Source organism: Actinomyces sp. 432, from assembly GCF_009930875.1.
In the GTDB taxonomy this organism is placed as follows: Bacteria; Actinomycetota; Actinomycetes; order Actinomycetales; family Actinomycetaceae; genus Actinomyces.
Genome location: NZ_CP025249.1, coordinates 1352341 through 1374158 on the forward strand (window position 1 = coordinate 1352341; position 21818 = coordinate 1374158).

The 21818-nt window shown below is 68.6% G+C and carries 15 protein-coding genes and 3 pseudogenes; 11 read left to right on the forward strand and 7 right to left on the reverse strand.

Annotation, left to right across the window (positions count from 1 at the left end; translation table 11 throughout):
• Positions 1–210 precede the first annotated feature (210 nt).
• From gndA to CWT12_RS05585, 6 genes are all read left to right on the forward strand, one after another.
• Positions 211–1695 carry an NADP-dependent phosphogluconate dehydrogenase gene (gene gndA / locus CWT12_RS05560; protein WP_161924019.1) on the forward strand — a complete coding sequence of 495 codons (1485 nt, stop codon included), beginning with the start codon at positions 211–213 and terminating at the stop codon, positions 1693–1695.
• Positions 1696–1874: 179 nt separating this feature from the next.
• The gene (locus CWT12_RS05565; RefSeq protein WP_161924020.1) at positions 1875–2330 is read left to right on the forward strand and encodes an FHA domain-containing protein; all 456 of its coding nucleotides are present in this window, start codon (positions 1875–1877) and stop codon (positions 2328–2330) included.
• A 92-nt stretch (positions 2331–2422) separates the two neighbouring features.
• Positions 2423–3070, forward strand: coding sequence for a transcriptional regulator FtsR (gene ftsR, locus CWT12_RS05570; protein ID WP_161924021.1), 648 nt, complete (start codon positions 2423–2425; stop codon positions 3068–3070).
• Between the two features lie 103 nt (positions 3071–3173).
• Positions 3174–3641, forward strand: a complete 468-nt coding sequence (locus CWT12_RS05575) for a DUF151 domain-containing protein (RefSeq protein WP_161924022.1) — start codon at positions 3174–3176, stop codon at positions 3639–3641.
• Positions 3642–3972: 331 nt separating this feature from the next.
• Positions 3973–4491 carry a MerR family transcriptional regulator gene (locus CWT12_RS05580; RefSeq protein WP_161925322.1) on the forward strand — a complete coding sequence of 173 codons (519 nt, stop codon included), beginning with the start codon at positions 3973–3975 and terminating at the stop codon, positions 4489–4491.
• Between the two features lie 23 nt (positions 4492–4514).
• Positions 4515–5474: an aldo/keto reductase gene (locus CWT12_RS05585; RefSeq protein WP_161924023.1), complete on the forward strand. Its 960-nt coding sequence runs from the start codon at positions 4515–4517 to the stop codon at positions 5472–5474.
• 150 nt (positions 5475–5624) lie between these two features.
• Here CWT12_RS05585 and CWT12_RS05590 read toward each other — a convergent pair.
• A pseudogene (locus CWT12_RS05590) lies at positions 5625–7231 on the reverse strand (Hsp70 family protein).
• 318 nt (positions 7232–7549) lie between these two features.
• Here CWT12_RS05590 and CWT12_RS05595 point away from each other — a divergent pair.
• From CWT12_RS05595 to CWT12_RS05610, 4 genes and pseudogenes are all read left to right on the forward strand, one after another.
• Positions 7550–8776, forward strand: a complete 1227-nt coding sequence (locus CWT12_RS05595) for an inorganic phosphate transporter (protein ID WP_161924024.1) — start codon at positions 7550–7552, stop codon at positions 8774–8776.
• The gene (locus tag CWT12_RS05600) at positions 8773–9009 is read left to right on the forward strand and encodes a hypothetical protein (RefSeq protein ID WP_161924025.1); all 237 of its coding nucleotides are present in this window, start codon (positions 8773–8775) and stop codon (positions 9007–9009) included. Before CWT12_RS05595 ends, CWT12_RS05600 begins: the two co-directional genes overlap by 4 nt.
• A 110-nt stretch (positions 9010–9119) precedes the next feature.
• Positions 9120–10645 (forward strand): annotated as a pseudogene (locus tag CWT12_RS05605) (glycoside hydrolase family 32 protein).
• 228 nt (positions 10646–10873) lie between these two features.
• Positions 10874–12895: a sucrose-specific PTS transporter subunit IIBC gene (locus CWT12_RS05610; protein ID WP_202616284.1), complete on the forward strand. Its 2022-nt coding sequence runs from the start codon at positions 10874–10876 to the stop codon at positions 12893–12895.
• Between the two features lie 190 nt (positions 12896–13085).
• On the opposite strand, the gene CWT12_RS05615 is transcribed toward CWT12_RS05610, so the two are convergent.
• The 3 genes from CWT12_RS05615 to CWT12_RS05625 form a co-directional block, all read right to left on the reverse strand.
• Positions 13086–14093, reverse strand: coding sequence for a LacI family DNA-binding transcriptional regulator (locus CWT12_RS05615; RefSeq protein ID WP_161924027.1), 1008 nt, complete (start codon positions 14091–14093; stop codon positions 13086–13088).
• A 428-nt stretch (positions 14094–14521) separates the two neighbouring features.
• Entirely contained in the window at positions 14522–14722 is a 201-nt protein-coding gene (locus CWT12_RS05620; RefSeq protein ID WP_202616285.1) for a helix-turn-helix domain-containing protein, read from the reverse strand.
• A 141-nt stretch (positions 14723–14863) separates the two neighbouring features.
• Entirely contained in the window at positions 14864–15988 is a 1125-nt protein-coding gene (locus CWT12_RS05625) for a 6-phosphofructokinase (protein WP_161924028.1), read from the reverse strand.
• A 158-nt stretch (positions 15989–16146) separates the two neighbouring features.
• On the opposite strand from CWT12_RS05625, the gene CWT12_RS05630 reads away from it, so the two are divergent.
• On the forward strand, positions 16147–16500 hold the full coding sequence (locus CWT12_RS05630; protein ID WP_161924029.1) for an RNA polymerase-binding protein RbpA: 354 nt from the start codon (positions 16147–16149) through the stop codon (positions 16498–16500).
• Here CWT12_RS05630 and CWT12_RS05635 read toward each other — a convergent pair.
• From CWT12_RS05635 to CWT12_RS05645, 3 genes and pseudogenes are all read right to left on the reverse strand, one after another.
• Positions 16482–17282 (reverse strand): polyprenol monophosphomannose synthase, encoded by an 801-nt coding sequence (locus tag CWT12_RS05635; protein WP_161924030.1) that lies wholly within the window; start codon positions 17280–17282, stop codon positions 16482–16484. The genes CWT12_RS05630 and CWT12_RS05635 overlap by 19 nt on opposite strands.
• 37 nt (positions 17283–17319) lie before the next feature.
• Positions 17320–18891 (reverse strand): apolipoprotein N-acyltransferase, encoded by a 1572-nt coding sequence (gene lnt, locus CWT12_RS05640; RefSeq protein ID WP_161924031.1) that lies wholly within the window; start codon positions 18889–18891, stop codon positions 17320–17322.
• Positions 18888–21781, reverse strand: a pseudogene (locus CWT12_RS05645) (DEAD/DEAH box helicase). Before CWT12_RS05645 ends, lnt begins: the two are co-directional and overlap by 4 nt.
• Positions 21782–21818 lie beyond the last annotated feature (37 nt).

Here is a 21818-nt window from a genome sequence, read left to right on the forward strand (position 1 = left end):
TGGGGCGGTGCCGGTGCCGGAGCGGGCCCCGGGCCAGGTGGATGGTGCGGCATCGCCGTCCCACTCTAGGCGGTTGACCCGCGCAGTGTCCGCAGGCGGCCGCCAGTGGCGGTAGTGTCGGCGCCATCAACGGTGCGCTGCCGCACGCCGTCCCGACGCCACCCGCAGCAACAGCCAGCCCGTCCTCGTGCCGGGCGGGAAGGGCCATAGATGACCTCAGCCAGCCAGTTCGCCCCGCAGCCAGCATCCGCCGACATCGGTGTGTACGGGTTGGGGGTGATGGGTGCCAACCTCGCGCGCAACCTCGCCCGCCACGGCCACTCTGTGGCCGTGTACAACCGCACGGCGGCGCGTACCGAGCGCCTCATCGACTCCCACGGGGGCGAGGGGGAATTCGTGCCCGCGGCCGACCCGGCCGCATTCGTCGCCTCCCTGCGCCGGCCGCGCGCGGTCATCATCATGGTGCAGGCCGGCGCCGGAACCGAGGCCGTCATCGAACAGCTGCGCGAGCTGCTGGAGCCGGGAGACATCATCGTGGACGCCGGCAACACCTTCTTCCGCGACACCGAGCGCCGCGAGGCCTCCCTGCGCGAACAGGGCATTCACTTCGTGGGCATGGGCGTGTCCGGCGGGGAGGAAGGAGCTCTGCTAGGCCCCTCGATCATGCCTGGTGGAACTGCCGCCTCCTACGAGCGGCTCGGCCCGCTGCTGGAGTCCATCGCCGCCCAGGTCGACGGCGTGCCCTGCTGCACCCACGTGGGCCCCGGCGGTGCCGGCCACTTCGTGAAGATGGTCCACAACGGCATTGAGTATGCAGACATGCAGCTGATCGCCGAGGCCTACGATCTGCTGCGCCGCGTGGCCGGCATGAGCGTGCCCGAGATCGCGGAGGTGTTCCGCGCCTGGAAGCGTTCCGAGCTGGACTCCTATCTGATCGACATCACGGCGGAGGTCCTGGACCGGGTCGACCCGGCCACCGGTGCGCCCTTCGTCGACGTGATCGTGGACGCCGCCGGGCAGAAGGGCACCGGTGCGTGGACCACCCAGACGGCGCTGGAGCTGGGTGTGGCCGTGCCCGCCATCGCCGAGGCAACCTTCGCGCGGGCCGCCTCCTCAGCGTCTGCGCAGCGGGCGGTCGTGCAGGCCGCCGGGCTGAATGCGGGAACCAACGCGCCGGGTCTGGCCGCGGGACCCGAGCGAGATGCCTTCGTCGACGCCGTGCGGCAGGCCCTGTACGGCTCCAAGATCGCCGCCTACGCCCAGGGCTTCGATGAGATCGCCACCGCCTCCGCCCAGCACGATTGGAATGTGGACCTGGGTGCCATGGCTCGCATCTGGCGGGGCGGCTGCATCATCCGCGCCCGCTTCCTGGATGACATCACCCGCGCCTACGAGGCTGAGCCGCAACTGCCCAGTCTGCTGACCGCGCCCACCTTCGCGGACGCGCTGCGCGGCGCCCTGCCGGCCTGGCGTCAGGTGGTCTCCGCTGCCGCCCTGGCGGGGGTACCCGCACCGGCCTTCGCGGCCTCACTGGCATATGTGGACCAGTTGCGGTCCGAGCGCCTGCCCGCAGCGCTCATCCAGGGGCAGCGCGACTTCTTCGGCTCTCACACGTACCACAGGGTTGATGATCCCGAGGGGGTCTACCACGTACTGTGGGCGGAACCCGGCCGCGCCGAGCAGAAGTGGAACTGACGCGTAGGGGCGCGGGCGGATCCTGGACCCCCTGCGCCCCTACGGAGCCCACGGGCCGGGTGCAGGCGCCCGCGGTTCGCCCGCGCGTTCATGCGCCACGCATTGCGACCGGGCAATGGTGCAACGGTATGGTGTAGCCACAGCGGTGCATACGGCACCGCCCGACCGGAGGGGAACAGATGTCGAGTACGCCGATGGAACCGGATCCCACCTCGACCCAGGCCTTCGGGGCCGTCGGCGCCCCGCTGGAGCCCGAGCTGCCCGCCGTGGCCGTCTCACCGCAGGATCGCGCCGCCATCGCGGCCCTGCCGCCCGGTACCGCTTTGCTGCTGGTGCAGCAGGGTCCGACCACGGGAGCCCGCTTCCTGCTCGACTCGGCCGAGACTGCCGAGACGACGGTGGGTCGGCACCCTCGCGCCGACATCTTCCTCGACGACGTCACCGTCTCCCGCAAGCACGCGGTGTTCACCGCCCTGCCCTCCGGGGGCTTCGCAGTGCGTGACCAGGGCTCTCTCAACGGCACCTACGTCAATAGGCAGCGGGTGGAGCATGCCGCACTGCGCGCGGGTGACGAGGTCCAGATCGGTAAGTACAGAATGACTTATCACCCCGCACCCCAGCGGGCTGCACAGTGACCGGCGCCGCCGCCCGCCGCGCAGCCGCGGAAAACACCGCGGGCGGTCAGCAGCCCGACCCCTGGCCTCGGGGAGTGTCCCGGGAACCAGTGATGAAGATCGGTGAGGTTGTCGCGCATCTGCGCGGCGAGTTCCCCGCCTTATCGGTGTCCAAGGTCCGCTACCTGGAGGCGGAGGGGCTCATCCACCCGCACCGGGTAGGCAACGGCTACCGGCGCTATTCAACCGCCGACGTGGAGCGGCTGCGCTACACCCTGACTGCTCAGCGCGACGAGTACCTGCCGCTTTCGGTGATCCGTGAGCGCCTGGCGGAACTGGACAGCAGCGAGCAGGCGCCCCCGCCGGCCCCGGTGGCCAGGGTGGTCGCTTCGGGAGGGCACGCTGTTGGTGGCGCTTTTGACGCCGCCGACCTGGTTCACCACTCCGGCGCCTCGCTAGAGCAGGTGGAGGAGCTCGTAGCCATTGGAGTGATCACGCCGGATGCGCATGGTCATTTCGACGCGCGCGCTTTGACCACCATCGCACTCGCGCTCAAAGCCAGTCGGCTGGGCATCCCGTTGCGCAATCTGCGCGCCGTGCGTAGCGCCGCTGAGCGTGAGGCCGACGCCATCGAGCTGGCCACCCAGCACAAGCGCAACCGGTCGACCACGGCGGGGGAGGACGCGGCCGCCGAGCTGGCCGGGGTGGTCGCGGACCTGCACGCCAGCCTGCTGCGCAACGCCGTCGCGACACTGCGCTGAGTGCCTGGTTAGGCGTGTGCGACTCAGATCGCAAAACGCACTTGCAGCGCTGTTCCCGGGACAGTACCGGCGCCTGCCGCATAGATTATAGGGCGTGCGGGCCATGACGCTGATGGGAGTCCGTTCGACGGTCCCAGACACCGGGCTGGTCGCCGTTCTCGTGGAGAACGGGGGACCGGGCATGCTTGCCATCCCCGTCGGCGCACGCGACGGCCTGCTGCTCAGTGCTCCGGAGTGGTCGCGCGGCCCCAGCTGGGCCCCGTTCTTGTCCGCATGCGTGGACGCCTTCGGGTCGGCCGTCCTGCGGGTGGTGCTCGACGTAGACGCCGATGGGGGGATCTGCGCCGTCGCCGTGCTGGAAGCGGACACCCCCTCCTCGTCGACGGCGGTGGCATGCGCCCCCAGTGACGCCTTGGTGCTGGCCCGCGCGCTCTCGGTGCCGATCTTCGCCACCGGAGCGCTACTGCGCCTGCGCGGCATCGACCTGGGGGAGGAGGCGCTCCAGCGTCGCCTGCGGCAGTGGCGCCAGGCGCTGGATGATGTGGTTCCGGGAGACGCGGCTCCCCTCTGATCTCGCGACACGCGGTGCGCCTGTGACTAGTGTGAAAATTGATGTGTAACGGGTCACAGTGTAGACGGGGTCCAGTGCCCGGAATCCGCATGATCTCGCCCTGTGCGTCGCAGGCCCGGGCGGCCCGCCTCAACCTCAAGCTGAACTCGAACTCATTTAGGCGGCGTGCCTGTCATTGAGTGAACCGACGTGGGGTTCTATCGTGGGCCCATGGCCGGGAGGACCGGCCCGTGCGCGCGTCCCCCGCGCGCGCCCCGATGTTGACAGGAGCCGGCAAGTGAGCGCCAACGAAGCGAGCCTCCGCGCAACCGCACCCCAGCACACGCAGGGGATGCTCTTCGGTGACCCGCTGCCGCAGCTGGACCTGAACACCGGTTACCGCGGCCCGGTGGCATGCCGTGCCGCCGGAATCACCTACCGCCAGCTCGACTACTGGGCCCGCACCGGGCTGGTCGAGCCCTCCATCCGGTCCGCCAAGGGCTCAGGATCACAGCGCCTGTATGCCTTTCGCGACATTCTGCTGCTGAAGATCGTCAAGCGGCTGCTGGATACGGGGGTGTCGCTGCAGCAGATCCGGGTGGCGATCAATGCGCTGCACGAGCGCGGCGTTGAGGACCTGACCTCCATCACGCTGATGAGCGACGGCGCCTCCGTCTACGAGTGCACCAGTGCGGATGAGGTCGTCGACCTGGTTCAGGGCGGACAGGGCGTCTTCGGCATCGCCGTGGGCCGCGTGTGGCATGAGATCGAGGGCTCGCTGGCCGAGCTGCCGGTGGAGCACGCCGCCGACGGCCCGGTAGTGGAGGACGAGCTGGCCAAGCGCAGGGCCGCGCGCCAGCAGGCCGTGTAGAACGATCGTGCAGGAGGCAGACGATGACCCCGACTAGGACGCTCGGCAGCTCAGCCCTGGCGGTCAGCCCGATAGGCCTGGGCGGTAACGTGTTCGGCTGGACTGCGGATGAGTCGGCCTCCCATCGAATCATGGACGCCTACCTCGACGCAGGCGGTAATTTCATTGACACGGCCGACGGCTACTCCCACTGGGCCGATGGCCATGCCGGCGGTGAGTCCGAGGCGGTGATCGGATCCTGGCTCCACGCACGACGCCGGCGCGATGACGTCATCATCGCTACCAAGGTATCCACCAAGCCGGATCGCAAGGGGCTCGCGGTCGGCAATATCCACGCGGCTATCGACGAGTCCCTCACGCGCCTGCAAACCGACTACGTAGACCTTTACTACGCCCACTTCGATGACGCGGACACGCCGCTGGAGGAGACTGTCGCCGCATTCGAGGAAGTGCGTGCGGCCGGCAAGGCGCGCTACGTGGGACTTTCCAATTACACGCCGGATCGGGTGGAGGAGTGGTGCGCCATCGCCGCTGCCAACGACTTCGCAGCCCCCGTGGCCCTGCAGCCCCACTACAACCTCCTGCACCGCCAAGACGTTGAGGGTCCTGGAAATCGCGGCGAGGTGGCTGCGACTTACAACCTGGGCCTGGTGCCCTATTTCTCTTTGGCGTCGGGATTCCTGACCGGCAAGTATCACCCTGGCAGCGCGGCCGACTCGGTACGCGGCGGCTGGGTGAAGGACTACCTGAGGCCGGAGTGCTTCGCCGTGCTGGACGTACTCCGGGAAGTGGCGGTAGGGCACGGCGTCGCACCTGCTGCGGTCGCCCTGGCCTGGTTGCGCGAGCGGCCCGGCGTCGTGGCGCCGCTCGCGTCCGCGCGCACGGCTGCGCAACTGGGCCCGATTGCGGATGCGCTGACGCTCGAGCTCGCCCCGGGGGAGACAGCAGCCCTGACAGCTGCCTCGGACCTGGCTCGGCCATAGGCTCCGGAGCCAGCGGCACGCCTAAAGCGGCACGCTCGGGCCCGGCCTTGCTGACAGGCGCCTGTCCACGCAGGCGGCTCCGGCGCTAGAACGAACGCGCTTTAGGCATCCGCTTTTGGCATCCTGCCGGACGCCCGCGTGAAGCATCGCCTAAGCGGTGCGGCGCCCCAGGACGTAGGTGCGGGAGTAGCCGTCGGACAGGTCTGTCAGCGTCACGCGAATGAGCCCGGCGCCGTCAATGTCGTAGCGCTCCTCGATTACCGGACCACTGCCTAGGCGGTGCACCGGCGTGTGCATGAGGTCTTCCACGTCCCGCAGGGAGCGGTCGAAGGGGAACAGGACATCCTCGTACGGCGCGAGCTGACCGCGTGGCTCTCCCGCATCATCCACCCCGGCGCACTCCACGTACCGGAAGCGGCCGATGTTGTGGACTGCGGGGTAGCTGCGAGTGATGACCGTCCCGTGCGCACCATCGGCACGCTCCTGCACCGATTCCTCGGTGAGGAGTGCGTCGAACACGGTGCGGGCGCCGCCGTCGGCCTCCCGGAACACGCCGAACCCGCGGGACAAGCGGTCGGTCAGAGCGACCGCGGCGGTACGGTCCGCGGCAATGGCCAGTCCGATCGCGGTCGAGGCGCCGGGGTAGGGCGAGCGGTGGACTCTGCGTCCGAAGCGCTCACGTAGCAGGCGGGGAACCAGCGGGAAGGAGGAGGCGCCGCCAACCAGGTAGATGCCGGCGATCTCCGCCAGGTCCGGCCCGCCGTCGTCCAGGCGGCCAATCAACGGGGCCATGGTGTCCAAGCTGCGCTCGATCAGCGGGGTTGCGGCCGAGTAGAAGTCGGCCGCAGGCAGTACCACGTCCTTGCCGCGCAGGATGATGACCAGACGCCGGGTCTGGGGTGCCATCGCCTCCTTGACGTCACGGCACTGGTCGAGCAGGTCGTCCAGCTCCCTGGTGGTCAGCTCCTCCTCCGCCAGCCCGGCCCTCTGGAGGGACAGCTGTGCCAGCAGCAGGTCCAGGTCATCCCCGCCAAGGTCGCCGACGCCGCGCGAGGCGAGCACCTCGTGCGAGTGGCCCCGCACGTCCACCAGAGAGGTATCGAAGGTGCCGCCGCCCAGGTCATAGACCAGAACGCGGGTCCGGCGGGAGGACACGGTGGCCGACTTGCGATGGGTGTACTCGAATCCGGCTGCGCTGGGCTCGTTGAGCATCGCGGTCACGTGGAATCCGGCTGCGCGGAAGGCATCGAGCGTGATCAGCCGCTGGGCCCCGTAGGCATGCGCCGGCACGGCAACCGCGATATGCGCGTCCTCGTCGGCCGGGTCCGCGCCCTCCAGGGCATCGGCGGCAAGCAGGTGGTTGCGCAGGGTGATCAGGTAGTCGGTGAGGATCTCGGCGATCGTGAAAGTGGCGTCTCCGAGCTGTACTGGCGTCTGCGCCGTAACAGTGGGGGATGACAGCAGCCGCTTGAGGCTGCGCAGCAGTGGCGCGCCGCGGCGGGCGGCGGCGCGGGCCTCAAATCCGTGAACCAGCCCATCGGCGGTCAGCGCGGTCAGCGAGGGGAAGAACTCATGGATGTCCCCTCGGTGTCGGTGAAGCCGATAACGGGGTAATTGCCGCGGTCCGCACGGCTGACGACGGTGCGCGTCGTGCCGAGATCGATGCCGAGGTCCAGGGGCGCGGAGGGAACGCGCCGACGCTTGCGGACTTGCCGCGTACTGTTGCTACCACTTCTGCTACCACTTCGGGCTGCCATGGGCGTGACCCTATCGCTCCCTGGCGCCTATCGCCCGTTGGTTCGGCGGGGCGCCGCCGAGGTGTGTGCCGCTTCATGCCCGCGACCCGGCTCGCGCGGCTCGGCGGATCGGGCGGGCGGCGTCGGCGGGGCCACACGGCGAGTGAACAGTTGGTGAATTCCAGCCGCCTGCGCTGTAGCGGACGGTCCGCCCCGGGTAAGAATGACGGCAGGACGCGTTACCGCGGCCCGGACCGGTGCACCGCACGGAGCGAACCCGCAGGCAGCTGCGGAGGGCTCAGGCAGTACCACCGGCCCGCACACCCGACCGGGAATGGCATGAGTACAACCCTATTCATCGTCGTCGTGGTCATCGTTACGGCGCTGATCTTCGACTTCACCAACGGATTCCACGACTCCTCCAACGCCATGGCGACCTCCGTCGCCACGGGCGCCTTCACACCTAGGCGCGCGGTGCTGGTTGCCGCCATCCTCAACGTGGTGGGAGCCACGTTGTCCACTGAGGTGGCCAAGACCATCTCCCACGGCATGTTCGACGACGCGCTGATCCAGGCGGCGCCGGCAATGGTGTTCGCCGGCCTGGCCGGCGCGATCCTGTGGAACCTCGCTACCTGGCTGCTGGGCCTGCCCTCCTCATCCTCACACGCGCTGTTCGGCGGGCTGATCGGAGCGGTAGTCGTGGCCGCCGGCTTCCAGGGGGTGCACTGGGGCACGGTGGTCTCGAAGATCATGCTGCCGGCATTCATCGCCCCGACCGTGGCTGCACTGGCCTCCGCAGTCGCAACCTGGATCAGCTACCGCATCACCGGACCGACGGACAAGGTCAGTGACAAGCTCTTCCGCTACGGCCAGCGGATCTCCGCCTCAATGGTGGCGCTGGCTCACGGAACCTCGGACGGGCAGAAGACCATGGGGGTAATCACCCTGGTACTCATCGCCGCCGGCTACCAGGAGCCGGGCACCGCCCCCTACTGGTGGGTGGTACTGGCTGCCGGTGCGGCGATCGGCCTGGGTACCTACTCCGGGGGCTGGCGCATCATGCGCACCATGGGCAAGGGCCTGGTTCATATCGACCCGCCGCAGGGATTCGCCGCCGAGACCACTTCCACCGTGGCGATCCTGGCCTCCTCGCACCTGGGCTTCGCCCTGTCCACCACGCATATCTGCACCGGCTCGATCCTCGGCACCGGGATTGGCCGCGGCGCCAAGGTCTCCTGGAGCACCTTCGGCAAGATGGGTACCGCGTGGCTGATCACCCTGCCGTGCGCCGCCGTGGTTGGCGCAATCACCTCCTTCATAGCGGTCCGGGGCGGGGTCGCGGGCACCGTCGTCGTGATTGCGCTGCTGCTGCTCAGCGCCCTGCTCATTATCCGGCAGGCCAACCACAACAAGGTGGACTTCTCCAACGTCAACGACGCCGACAAGGTGGTTGTGGCCAAGCAGACCGACCCTGAGCTTGGGCGTGCCCCCAAGACCCTGGACCAGGTAAAGCGGGAGCTGGTGGGAGCCAACCCCGCAGACCGGGGAACGGGAGCGCTGGTATGAGCATCGACTGGTCCTCGCTCGGGCTGGTCACCCTGGTGACCGTGGCCGGTGCCGCCTTCATCCTCGCCGTCACCTCCGCGGCTGTGCGAATGCTCGCCGCGGTCCGGCTCAAGCGGCAGAGCGGACAGGTCAAAGGGCTGCACCTCGCCGAGGTCGCCGCTGGATTCTTCATCGCCTGCGTGGTGGGTATCGCGGTGTTCGGCCTATGGCTGCTGATCCCGTACTTCCACTAGCAGCAAGCTTCCGGCAGCGACTCCTGCCGACCCCTGTCTGCCCGCGGGCACGACACTTCGGTCGGTAGGTTCGTCGTCCGGGTCAGCGCGCATACTGTTAGGGTCGCCACATGACCGAGGATCTGAGAGCGGCCGCCCTGGAGGCGACCGACCGCTCGCACGCAACTGCCGACCCCGACTACCCCGTGGTGCACCTGGCGCCCCCGGTCGGTAGGCTCAATGACCCCAACGGCCTGCTGGTGGACTCCGGCACCTACCACGCCTTCTACCAGTTCAGCCCGTTCCACCCGCACCGCAAGCTGGTGTACTGGGGCATGCCTCATCCAGGGATCTGCTGCACTGGAAGCACCACGACCCGGCGATCATCCCCGACTCCTACTACGACCTCTCCGGGGCATACTCCGGCGGCGCCGTCGTACTGGAGGGGGAGGAGCTGGCGGGTGCGCCAGCAGGTGCCGGCTACCAGTTCTTCTACACCGGCAACCTCAAGGACCCGGTGACCGACGAGCGCACCGCCAGTCAGTGCCTGGTGACCAGCACCGACCTGCAGCGCTTCGACAAGTGGCCGGAGAACCCGCTGCTGCCAGACCACCCGGACGGCTATACCGCCCATTACCGTGATCCCCAGGTCTGGCGTGATCCCGACGTCCCGGGCAGCTTCCGCATGCTCCTGGGCGTGCAGCGCGAGGACCTGACCGGTGCGGCGCTGCTGTACCGCTCGGAGGACCTGCGCTCCTGGAGGCTGGAGGGAGAGCTAAGCTTCCCGGACGCCGACGGCGCCTTCGACCGCTTCGGCTACATGTGGGAGTGCCCCGGGCTGGTGCGGCTGACCGACGAGCTGACCGGTCAGGTGCGGGACGTGCTGATCTGGTGCCCGCAGGGAATCAGCCCCGACACGGAGGGCTACGAGAACATCTTCCCCTGCGTCTACACGGTTGGCCGCCTGGAGGGGACCGAGCTGCGCGAGTGCGACGGAACCTTCGCCGAGGTCGACCGCGGCTTCGAGTTCTACGCTCCTCAGGCCTTCGCCCGTCGCCCGGGGGAGCCCGGCCCTGTGACCCTGGTCGGCTGGGCCGGAAACGCGTCTGAGGATGACCAGCCCTCGATTGAGACGGGGGGCTGGGTGCACGCCCTGACGGTGCCGCGCGTGCTGACCCTGCGAGGCGGTCGGCTGCTACAACGTCCGGCGGTCCCGCTGGCGGACGATGCCACCGTGCTGAGCGCCGTGGGGGAGCGGCTGGGGGGGACCACCTCCATTCCCGAGCTGGACGGGCACTGCTCCTGGCGGCTGCGCGTCCAGGCCGATCCCACTCACAGGTGGGGCCTGCGCATCGGTGACGAGCGCTGCTACGTCACCATCACGATGGAGTCCCGGGACGGCGATGCGCGCCTGGTTGTGGACCGCTCCCACTCGCGCTACACGCAGCACGGGCAGGTGCGCACCGTTACCGTGCCTCGGGGAACGCGCCCGTGCCTGGAGGTGCTGCACGACCGTTCCGTGACCGAGGTCTTCGTCGGCGATGGCGAGATCGCCTTCACGCTGCGCAGTTTCGTAGAGCCGACCGCAGGCGGTGCCGCCCTGATCGGCGATCAGCGCACGCTGCTGGAAGAGGGCTGCGCCGTGGCCTACGACTGACACCAAACGACTGCGATTCCGGCAGGCCTGGCACACGCACCTGAAGCACGCTGTTTCGGGCTTCAGAATCCGGAATTGCTTGCGTCTTCAGGGGGCGTGCCGGTAGTCTGACTATCGTTTGACATAGGTCGACGCGTTGGGTTCGGTGACCGTACCCAACGCACCGGAGTCCTCCGTCGAGCTCAATGCAGAGTATCCAGTTCCCACAGAAAGGAAGCCCGGGTGGCAATGGATCACGCCCGTGTGGCGAGAGACGTCCTGACGTATGTCGGTGGCGCCGATAACATCAACGCAGCCGCTCACTGCGCGACGCGCCTGCGCCTTGTCCTGAACGACATGGACAAGGTGGACCAGAAGGCGCTTGACAAGGATCCCGATCTGAAGGGCACCTTCGTGGCCGGCGGCATGTTCCAGATCATCGTCGGCCCCGGAGACGTCGACATCGTCTTCGACGAGATGGTCAAGACCGGCGGCGTCAAGGAAGTGTCCAAGGACGAGGCGAAGCAGGAGGCAGCCAAGAGCGGCAATATCGTCTCCCGCTTCATCAAGATGATCGCGGACATCTTCGTCCCGATCCTTCCCGCCCTGATCGCCGGCGGTCTGATGATGGCGATCAACAACGTGCTCACCGCAAACGACCTCTTCTTCAAGGGTGATTCGCTGGTGGGGCGCTACGGCTGGCTGTCCGACTACGCCGAGCTGATCAATATGATCTCCTCGGCGGCCTTCGCCTTCCTGCCGGTGCTGGTCGGCTACTCAGCCACCAAGCGCTTCGGCGGCAACGTCTACCTGGGTGCCGCCATGGGCGCGGCGATGGTCTCCACCTCGCTGCTGTCCGCCTACAACATGGCCGATGAGGCGGCCGCCCAGTCCTTCTGGGAGTACACGGGTGCCAACCCCACCTGGAGCCTGTTCGGCCTGACGGTCGACAAGATCGGCTACCAGGCCATGGTCATCCCAGTGCTGTGCGTCGCCTGGATTCTGTCCACCATTGAGAAGTGGCTGCACAAGCGGTTGTCCGGAACTGCGGACTTCCTGCTGACCCCGCTGATCACCATGCTGGTCACCGGCTTCCTCACATTTGTGCTGGTTGGCCCGATCACCCGGCAGCTGTCCATCTGGATCACCGAGGGCCTCGACTGGACCTACAACACGCTCGGCCCGGTTGGCGGATTCCTCTTCGGCCTGGTCTACTCGCCGATCGTGGTGACCGGTCTGCACCAGTCCTTCCCGGCCGTCGAGATCCCGCTGCTGCCCGTCAACGGCGGTGTCGGTGACTTCATCTTCCCGATCGCCTCCATGGCCAACGTGGCCCAGGGTGCCGTGGCCCTGGCGGTCTTCTTCAACACCCGCGACGCCAAGATGAAGGGTCTTGCCGGCGCCGGTGGTGTCTCCGCCGTCTTCGGCATCACCGAGCCGGCGATCTTCGGTGTCAACCTGCGTCTGCGCTGGCCGTTCTTCATCGCCATGGGTGCGGCCGCCATCGGCGGTGCCGGTGTGGCCCTGTTCAACGTGCGCGGTGCCGCGCTGGGTGCGGCCGGCTTCGTCGGCTTCGTCTCGATCATCACCGAGAAGATTCCGATCTACGTGGTGCTGGAGATCGTCACCTTCATCATCGCCTTCGGCGCGGCCTTCGCCTACGGCCGCACGCCCAAGGGGCAGGCCTCCTTCGCCGCCGACGACGAGGTGGACGAGGCGGCGCTCGAGGCCGAGGCCACCAAGGTTCACTCAGCCACGGTGGAGCTGCCCGCCGAAGCAGCTACCGACTTCACCATCACCTCGCCCATTCAGGGGCGGGCGGTGCCGCTAACCGAGGTGCAGGACCAGACCTTCGCCTCCGGGATGCTTGGCCCGGGCATGGCGGTGGTACCGGCCTCCGGTCCTGTCGTCTCCCCGGTCGACGGTGAGGTGCTGGTCGCGTTCCCGACCGGCCACGCCTACGGCCTGCGCTCGGCCAGTGGCGTGGAGCTGCTGATCCACGTCGGTATGGACACGGTGGAGCTCAACGGCAAGCACTTCACGCCCAAGGTTTCAGCCGGTGACAAGGTGCTGCGCGGCCAGCCGCTCGTAGAGGTGGACTGGGCGGGCGTGACCGCCGCCGGATACCAGACGGTCACCCCGATCGTCGTGTCCAACGCGACCGCGTTCGGCGGCGTCACCGACGAGCACACCGGTGAGGTTGCCCGCGGCGATGCCCTGTACGCCGTCGCCCCCGCCACCGAGCCGGCAGCACAGGGAGCCGGCGCCTGACAGCGCCACTGATAGCGACAGTCCGGCCGCACTGAGGCTAGACGGCAACGCTTAGAGCGGCTGGTGGCCGACCCGTTATTCGGGTCGGCCACCAGCCGCATTTTCGGTCTGCTAGGCGATTAGAGATTAGAGGCTCCGCACGGTAGTGCTCGTTATTGTCGGGACCGGAGCGATTACCCGGCGCGGGCTACTACGTGGTGGTTCCGGCGAGTAGCAGGCCGGGCAGCTCGATGGGGGAGACCACCGCCGCGGGCGCGTCCTCGGCGCTGGCGTGCGCATTGATCTGAGACAGCAGTACGTCGACGGCGGTGCGGGCCAGGTCTGCAATGGGCTGCTGAACCGTCGCTAGCCCTGGTAGGGCCCGCCGCACCGCCGCAGTTCCGTCAAAGCCGATCACCTTGAAGTCATGCGGCACGCTGCGCCCATTGCGCTCGGCCCAATCGAGCACAGCGGCGGCAGAGAGGTCATCGGTGGCGAACACGGCGTCGATCTGTGCGGCCGCCGCGTCCAGGTGCGCATCAATTAGCCGGGCCCGCTCGGCATCAGGAGTATGGAAGTCCACGGTGAAGATTCGTGGCTCGATTCCGGCCTCGGCCAGGACGGCCCGGTAGCCGGCTTCCCGCCGGTTGTGCGGTCCGGTGCGGGAGGTGAGCAGTGCGGGGCGACGGGCGCCGCGTTCCAGCAGGAGGCGGGTAGCGTCCCGCGCCGCCGCCTCGTTGGCGCAGCGAACATTGGGAATCGTGGGGGACAGGTCCCTATCGACCGTCACCAGCGGCATGCGTACCGTCTGGTACTCGGCAAGAGTGTCATTGTGCGCGCCCGAGATAATGCCGTCCACCCGGTGGGAGACAAGGAGGTCGAGATACTCCCGCTCACGGTCGGCTCGGCCCATCGAGTTGCAAACCAGCATCCGGTACTGGTGCTCGGCGAGGGCGTTCTCGATTTCCTCGGCGAGTTCCCCGAAGAAGGGCAGCGCCACGGTTGGCACGATCACGCCAATGATGCTCGTTGATTTGCCGTGGAGGGCGCGGGCGACCTGGTTGGGCCGGTAATTGAGCTGGTCGATGGCCTGGGCCACGCGGTCCTTAGTCGCCTGGCTGAGGTAACCCCGGTTGTTCAGGACCCGGGACACGGTGGTTAAGGAGACCCCCGCGACCTCGGCGACGTCCGCAAGCGTGGGTTCGCGACGTACGACCACCGGTGACTCCTTTGTATGACTTCGAACTGTATGCAATGCGCGAGCGGGCAGCGGGATTTGCGCGGCTGTCCGACAAATCCCACCCGAGCCTATGCCTGTATAAGCCGTGTTCGTGTATCAGGACGCCTGACGGCCACCTTGGCCCCGCCTATGTCCTGACATTCTAGAACACGTCGCCCGGTCTGCGCACACTGGGGCGGGTGCCGTCCGGCCGGGTGTGCGCAGGATGCTGCGACGCGGTGTCGGTCCGCCGCACACGCTACGGGTGCGAGTAGAGCGGCAACCGGACACCCTTGGCACAATCTAAGCACACGGCAGCGCCTGTTAGCCACGAGGCGGTTCGACGATGCACCTCAAGGAGGGACCGGTGGCGGGCGAGGCTCGCCCCCAGACGAAATGACATAATGTACATTATCGGCGATGGTGCACTACTTGCCGTATCTCCGGTGAACGGCCTGCTTGCTGACTCCGAGCGCCGCACCGATGGCGGTCCAGCTATAGCCCGCGTTGCGGGCACGACGCGCGGCGAGCTCCTCCGCGGCATCGAGCTGCCTGCGCTCGTTGACGATGCGCCGGAGCTCCTTCAGTGGTGCACGTGCGCCGTCGTCGGCGCCGACCAGAGTCTTCATAGCGTCAATAATAATTGACCGAAGATGTTGACATGCCGCTGAGCGTCATGCACCGACATGAGGCGTACTGGTCGCCGCTTTCAGTTGCTCCGGGGGCGGCATACGGGCGCACGGGCGGTGTGCCTCCGGTGGCTCGGCGCCTCAGTCCCCGAGCGCCGTGCCGACCGCGCGCGCCGCCTTGATCCACTCGTGGTCACGCGGCACGTACTTGACCTTGCCGGCGACATCCTTCAGCGGTACCAGCGCGGTGCCATGGCCTCGGTCGGCGACCATGACGCCGAACTTGCCAGCCGCAATCGCATTCGCCCCGGCGACGCCCAGGCGGGTTCCCAGCAGGCGGTCGGCGGCGTTCGGTGTGCCGCCGCGCTGCACGTAGCCCAGGATGGACACGCGCGCCTCCAGGCCGGTGGCGGCCTCCAGCTGCTCGGCAAGCGTGAAGGTATTGGCGCGGTGTGAGGCCTCCAAGGCCTTCACACCCTTTTTGGCCATCGCCTTCAGCTCCGGGCTGGACGCGTCCTTGACCAGTGCCTGGGCGTGGGCCAGCTCCTCGGCGTCCTTGACGCTGCGGGCGCCCTCGGCCACCGCGACCACGGAGAAGGTTGACCCATGCTTACGACGCCGCTCGATCTTCTCCGCGATCGTCTCCACCGAGTAGGGAACCTCGGGCAGCAGGATCACGTCTGCGCCGCCGGCCACACCCGCGCCCAGGGCCAGCCAGCCGGCCCGGTGGCCCATGATCTCGGTGAGGATGATGCGGTGGTGGGAGTGCGCGGTGGAGTGCAGCCGGTCCACTGCCTCGGTGGCTATTTCCAGTGCGGTGGAGAAGCCGAAGGAGCTGTCCGTATGCACGATGTCGTTGTCGATCGTCTTGGGCAGGTGGAGCACATTGATGCCCGCATCCATGAGTCGGCGGGCATTCTTCGCGGTGCCGCCGCCGCCCAGGCACACCAGCGCGTCGAGCTTGTCCTTCTCGACGTTCTCCACGATGGTCGGGATCATGTCCCGCACCTCGCCGTCCACCACCATGCGATGGACCTTGTCCCGGCTGGTTCCCAGCATGGTGCCGCCAGTGGTCAGGATGCCGGACAGGGTGGCTGCATCAAGCTCCGTGTACCGGTTCTCTGCCAGGCCGCGCATGCCGTCACGGAAGCCGATCAGCTTCCAGCCGTGCTCGGCGATAGCCGCCTTGCCAAAGCCGCGGATCGCGGCATTGAGTCCCGGGGCGTCGCCGCCGGCCGTGAGGATTCCGATACGCTTGGTTGCCATGGTGCCAAGTATGCCGCACAGCAACCTGCGGCAGGCGCGTTCCGCCGGCGCGGGCCCGGTCATTCACCCAGCGGCGGCGGGAATGCGCCACGGCGCCTACGCGTTATCCTCTCGGCGGCAGCACGCCGAGCACATCAAGCGACAGGAAGGGCAATAGCATGGCGGACCGCGCACTGCGAGGCATGACGATCGGCGCCAAGTCGATGGAGTCAGAGGAGGGCGTGGAGTTCGCCGAGCGGCAGAACATCACCTACGAGTGCCCGCTCGGGCACGTCACCACCGTCCCCATGTCCATGGAGGCGGAGATTCCGCAGACCTGGGAGTGCCCGGAATGCGGGCAGGCCGCGGCGCTGCGCGGAGAGGACGAGCCCGAGTCCGATGAGCCGAAGAAGGCCCCGCGCACGCACTGGGACATGCTGCTGGAGCGCCGCGACATCGAGGACCTGAAGGTCCTGCTGGACGAGCGCCTGGAGATGCTCCGCTCGGGCGAGATCTACCGCGAACGCTTCTGAGGCGCGCCGACCCGCTGGTAGGCGCGCCGGGCCGCCTGCCCGGCGGAAGCAGCCAGGCCCGCCAGTTGCGCGCTGCGCTTGGCAATCCCCCACTTGGTGACCAGTGCGAGCTCCTCGGAGAAGATTCCGCCGGAGAGCTTGGACTGGCCCGCCTCACGCTCCTGGAAGGTAATGGGCATCTCCACGATGCGGCCACCGGCGTCGGCGACCAGCTTGGTCATATTGACCTGGAAGCCGTAGCCGGTTGCCTCAATCTCCCCCAGATTCAGGCTTCGCAGTAACTCGGCCCGGTACACCCGGAACCCGGCGGTGGCGTCCCTGACCCGTAGCCCCAGCATGGCGTTGATGTACAGGTTGCCGCCCCGTGACAGGGCCACCCGCCGCGCATCCCAGCCGTCGGTCGCGCCGCCGGATACCCAGCGGGAGCCGATCACCAGGTCGGGGGCATCGGCCATTTCCGCGCGCTGGATCAGCAGCGCGAGGTCCTCGGGACGGTGCGAGCCATCGGCATCCATCTCGCACACCAGCTCATACCCTGAGGCCAGCGCCCAGGAGAAGCCCGCCAAGTAGGCGGGTCCCAGGCCGTTCTTCTCGGTGCGGTGGAGTACGTGAATGTGCGCATCGGCCTGCGCGCGGGCGTCGGCGAGGCGGCCGGTGCCATCAGGAGAGTTGTCGTCCACCACCAGCACGTGCGCCTGCGGCGCGGCACGCCGTACCCCATCCAGCGCGCCGGCCAGCGTCTCGATCTCGTTGTAGGTGGGGATTACCACCAGCGCCTTCACGATCCTGCTCCTGTCATCTGCTCGGCACTCGGAACGGTCACGGGCGACGCCGTCGCCGACGCCGCAGCCGTGACATACCGGAAACCATACCGGCTGCCGTCAGCAGCGCGGCGGCCACTTGCAGGGCGAGCCCGGGCAGGCCGCCCAGGCGATCCGCAACGGTAATCGAGGTGCGCAGTGGCACGTCGGCTACGAGAGCGGCCTGTGTATAGGGCTGCGTGCGCTGCTCGACGACGCCGCGCGGGTTGATGATCGCGGTGACCCCGACGGTGGAGGCCTGCACCAGGGCGCGCCCGTGGATGACGGCTTGCACCCTGCCCTGCTCCAGCTGCTGCTCTGCCTCTGAGGAGTGCAGGAAGCTGGCGTTGTTCGTGGGGATGACGATCAACTCGCCGCCCTGCTCAACGCCGTCGCGAAGGGTGTCGTCATAGGCGACCTCGAAGCAGATGCCCATGGCGAGCTTGACATCCCGGTCCTGCGCGGCGGCGTGAACGGTGAGCGTGTACGGCCCGGTGCCGGGAGCCAGATCGGTGCCGATGCGGTCGACCTGATCAGTCAGCTGCCGCAGCTGCTCACGCAGGGGAATGTACTCGGCGAAGGGCACCGGGCGGTGCTTGCGGTAGTACTCCCCCGCCCCCGCACCGGGACTCCAGACCACCATGTCGTTGTAGCGCACGCCGTCGGCATAGAGAATCGCCCCGACCAGTACCGGCGCCCCGACGGACTGGGCGGCGGAGTCCACCAGCGCGGCCGAGGCCGAGAAGTCCCGTGGATCAAGGTCGGCGGCGTTCTCCGGCCAGATCACCACGTCGAGTGTCCCCCGCCCGACGTCGCCGGCCAGCGTGCGGGTCGCCTCGGCGTGGTTGCCGGTCACCTCCAGCGCCCGGTTGAAGGCGTCCTCGAACTCCTCGGCCACGTTGCCCTGCACCGCGCCTACGCGCAGGGTGCCGTCCTGGGCGGCGCCGTCCACGGGCAGCAGAATCGGGGCGGCCGTAACCAAGCCCGCCAGGGCGGCGGCCACCAGCGCGCTCAGGCTCCGGCGGCCCCGCACGGCCCGGCCGGCCTCTGCCAGGCCGGCTCCGGCGAAGGCCACTAGCGCGCTCAGCCCAATGGCACCGCCGTAGGCGGCAAAAGGCAGCATGGGGGCGTCGGCCATGGCGAAGGCGAGCCTGCCGAAGGGAAACCCTCCCCACGGCCAGGACGAGCGCACCTCCTCCACACCGCACCACACCACGGCGAATGCCAGCATGCGTGCCAGCACGACTGCGCCGCCGCCGTGCTCGAGCCGGCCGATCCGGCCGACAAGTGCCCAGGCGGAGCCGAAGGCGGCCAGGTAGAGCGACTCCACTGCGGTCAGGGCCACCCAGCCGAGCGGGTTACCCATGGCCACCGCCGTGAAGTGCAACAGCGGAGTGAACAGGGCGAGCCCGAACACCAGCCCTAGGCCCGCCCCCACCCCGGGGCCCCGACCGCGCAGCACCGTGGCCAGCAGTGCCAGCCCCAGCGGTGCGGCCCACCACACGTTCAGTGGTGGGAAGGCCGCCCACACGGCCAGGCCGGCGCAGACCGAGCCGAGCAGCGGCAGCAGGCGCCGTATACGCGGTCTCATACGGAGGACCAACTGACCACTCCCCTGTTGACATCGAGGCTGGCCTCCGCAGCCGTCATCGCGAGCCTGTTCAGGGAGTGCCCCTGCCCGGTGCCCGGGCCGGAAGTAATAGTCGCCAGCTGCCCGAGCACGTCCAGCAACTGCTTGCACCAGCGTACGAAGTCCCCGGCGGTGAGATCCGTGTCACCGAGTACCGTCGCCAGTTCCGCGCCGTCCGTCCAGGCCCGTACCGCGCCCGCTAGAGCGGGCTCAGCACCGGTGGACGGCTCTACGCGCTCGAGCGCCTCCAGGTCTCCGATGCGACGGGAGACGGCCAACTCGCGCCGCAGCACCTCCCCCAGGCGGGACCCGGGCGCAACCGGCAGCCCGCGGGAGGATGCAGCCAGCCGCGGCTCGTACACACAGGCGGACACGGCCCCGGCCAGGTCGGCGGGGCGCAAGCCGTCCCACAGGCCTTCGCGCAGGCACTCGGCCACCAGCAGGTCCCGCTCGGCGTAGACACGCGCCAGCACCTTACCGACGTTCGTCACCCGCAACTCCCCCTCGGGGCGGCCCCGGTCACTGGGCTCAAGGTATCCCAGCTCTAGGAGGACCCGGCACACAGCGTCGAACTGCCGGGCGATGGTGCCGGTGCGCCTGTCGACGCGGGCCCGCAGGCGGTCAAGCTCATCCCTGGTGCGCACCCAGCGTCGCCCCACGCGGGCGTGCTCCTCCCGGTGGGGGCAGGCATGGCAGGGATGGGCGCGCATCTCATGGCGTAGACGCTCCAGGCGCCTTCCGGCGTCCTCATCACGGTGGTGGCCGCGGCGCGAACCGCGCTCATCGGACTCGTCAAGGTCCCCGGCGCGCAGCGCATCAAGCAAGCGGTCGGCCAGCCGGTCCCGCTCCCGCGGGCGACGCGCATCCAGGTCCTCAGACACCGGCAGCGCACCCACCCGGGTCACGCCCTCGGGCGCGTTCTCGGGGGTGAGGGTGTGGACCCGCTTGTCCTCCCCCACCACTGTCAACCGCGGGGCTCCGGTGTGGTCGCTGCCCTGCGCGATGACGACGCCGTGGCGGTGGCGCCGCCCGCTCCGGAACAGGACCACGTCACCGCGGCCCAGCGCCCCGATGGTCCGGCCCGCCTCACTGCGGCGGGCGGACCGATTCCCTCGGGACTGGTCGGCCTCCGCATCACTGATGCGGCGACGCAGTAGGGCGTACTCGCCAAAGTCTCCCAGGCGGCAGGACATCTGCTGTGCCAGCGTGTCCAACTGGCGGCGCTTGCGCCGGACCTCGGCGGCCAGCTCAACCACGCCGCGGTCGGCCTGGAACTGGGCGAAGGACGACTCCAGCACCTCCCGGGCGCGGGCACGCGGCATTCGCCCCAGGAGGTTGACCGCCATGTTGTAGGTGGGGCGGAAGGCGGATACCAGCGGGTAGGTGCGGCGGGAGGCGAGGGAGGAGACGAAGGCGGGGTCGGCGTCGTCGGTGGCCAGAACCACGGCGTGCCCCTCGACGTCGATGCCGCGCCGACCGGCCCGGCCGGTCAGCTGCGTGTACTCCCCCGGCGTGAGGCTCACGTGCGCAGAGCCGTTCCACTTGCGCAGTGACTCCAGCACCACTGTGCGAGCCGGCATATTGATGCCCAGGGACAGCGTCTCAGTGGCGTAGACGACCTTGACCAGGTTGGCGGCGAACAGCTCCTCCACGGTCTCCTTGAACACCGGCAGCAGGCCCGCATGATGGGCGGCCACCCCCGGGTCAGGGCATTGGCCCAGGTGTGGAAGCCCAGAACGCCCAGGTCCCCGGCGGGGATCTCCGCGGTCCGCCGGTCGATGACCTCACGGATGCGGCGCGCCTCCTCACCAGTGGTCAGGTCAACCCCGTGGCTGACGGCCTCGCGAACGGCGTTCTCACAGCCGGCGCGGGAGAACACGAAGACAATCGCGGGCAGCAGGTCTGCGCGATCCAGAGCGCTTACGACCGCAATCCGCGACGGCGCACGCAAGTGGGCGGTGCGGGCACCACCATCGCCACGGTACCGCGGGCGCGTCTGGCCGGCGGCGCGCGCCCACCGGCCCCTGCGCCCGCCGCGGTAGCCGGAGCCCGCCGACGGCGCGTCCCCCGCAGCGGCTCGGCGCGCATCCCTAACGGCCCGCAGCAGGTCCGGGTTGAGCGGCGGCTGGGTGGAGGAATGCGCCTGGTCGCGGGCCGAATCGGGTGTGTCGGACAGCGAGTACAGGGGCAGCAGGCGGCGTCCAACCAGCATGTGCTGGGTCAGGGGCACCGGGCGGTGCTCGGAGACCACCACGGCCGTTCGCCCCCGCACCTGCTCGAGCCAGTCCCCGAACTCCTCCGCGTTCGAGACCGTCGCGGACAAGGAGACCACCTGCACCTCGGGAGCCAGGTGGATGATGACTTCCTCCCAGACCGGGCCGCGGAAGCGGTCCGCCAGGTAGTGCACCTCATCCATGACCACGTAACCCAGCCGATCCAGGTCCCGCGCCCCGGAGTAGAGCATGTTGCGCAGCACCTCAGTGGTCATCACGATCACATCCGCATGTGGATTAACTGAGGTATCGCCGGTGAGCAGACCGACTTTCTCGGCGCCGTGCCGGGCCACCAGATCCAGGTACTTCTGGTTCGACAGGGCCTTAATCGGGGTGGTGTAGAAGGCCTTGAGACCCTTCGCCAGCGCCAGATGCACGGCGAATTCACCCACGACGGTCTTGCCGGCGCCGGTAGGCGCCGCCACCAGCACGCCCTCGCCCGCCTCCAGGGCGCGGCAGGCCTCATTCTGGAAGTCGTCGAACGGGAAGTCGTAAGTGGCTGCGAAACCGGCGAGCTCTGTGCGTGACTCCGCCTGACGACGACGTGCGGCGGCATAGCGTTGTGCGGGTGAGCTCATGAGTCAAGCCTATGCGCGGCTGCGGGCTGCTCCCGCA

What these genes read in the sequence shown, in the direction of transcription:
- CWT12_RS05610 (WP_202616284.1), top strand. Translation starts at nt 10,874, where the DNA reads ATGGATCACGCCCGTGTGGCGAGAGACGTCCTGACGTATGTCGGTGGC.
- CWT12_RS05595 (WP_161924024.1), top strand. Translation starts at nt 7,550, where the DNA reads ATGAGTACAACCCTATTCATCGTCGTCGTGGTCATCGTTACGGCGCTG.
- CWT12_RS05585 (WP_161924023.1), top strand. Translation starts at nt 4,515, where the DNA reads ATGACCCCGACTAGGACGCTCGGCAGCTCAGCCCTGGCGGTCAGCCCG.
- CWT12_RS05625 (WP_161924028.1), bottom strand. Translation starts at nt 15,988, where the DNA reads ATGGCAACCAAGCGTATCGGAATCCTCACGGCCGGCGGCGACGCCCCG.
- CWT12_RS05600 (WP_161924025.1), top strand. Translation starts at nt 8,773, where the DNA reads ATGAGCATCGACTGGTCCTCGCTCGGGCTGGTCACCCTGGTGACCGTG.
- gndA (WP_161924019.1), top strand. Translation starts at nt 211, where the DNA reads ATGACCTCAGCCAGCCAGTTCGCCCCGCAGCCAGCATCCGCCGACATC.
- CWT12_RS05580 (WP_161925322.1), top strand. Translation starts at nt 3,973, where the DNA reads ATGCTCTTCGGTGACCCGCTGCCGCAGCTGGACCTGAACACCGGTTAC.
- CWT12_RS05620 (WP_202616285.1), bottom strand. Translation starts at nt 14,722, where the DNA reads ATGAAGACTCTGGTCGGCGCCGACGACGGCGCACGTGCACCACTGAAG.
- CWT12_RS05575 (WP_161924022.1), top strand. Translation starts at nt 3,174, where the DNA reads ATGACGCTGATGGGAGTCCGTTCGACGGTCCCAGACACCGGGCTGGTC.
- lnt (WP_161924031.1), bottom strand. Translation starts at nt 18,891, where the DNA reads ATGAGACCGCGTATACGGCGCCTGCTGCCGCTGCTCGGCTCGGTCTGC.
- CWT12_RS05630 (WP_161924029.1), top strand. Translation starts at nt 16,147, where the DNA reads ATGGCGGACCGCGCACTGCGAGGCATGACGATCGGCGCCAAGTCGATG.
- ftsR (WP_161924021.1), top strand. Translation starts at nt 2,423, where the DNA reads ATGAAGATCGGTGAGGTTGTCGCGCATCTGCGCGGCGAGTTCCCCGCC.
- CWT12_RS05565 (WP_161924020.1), top strand. Translation starts at nt 1,875, where the DNA reads ATGTCGAGTACGCCGATGGAACCGGATCCCACCTCGACCCAGGCCTTC.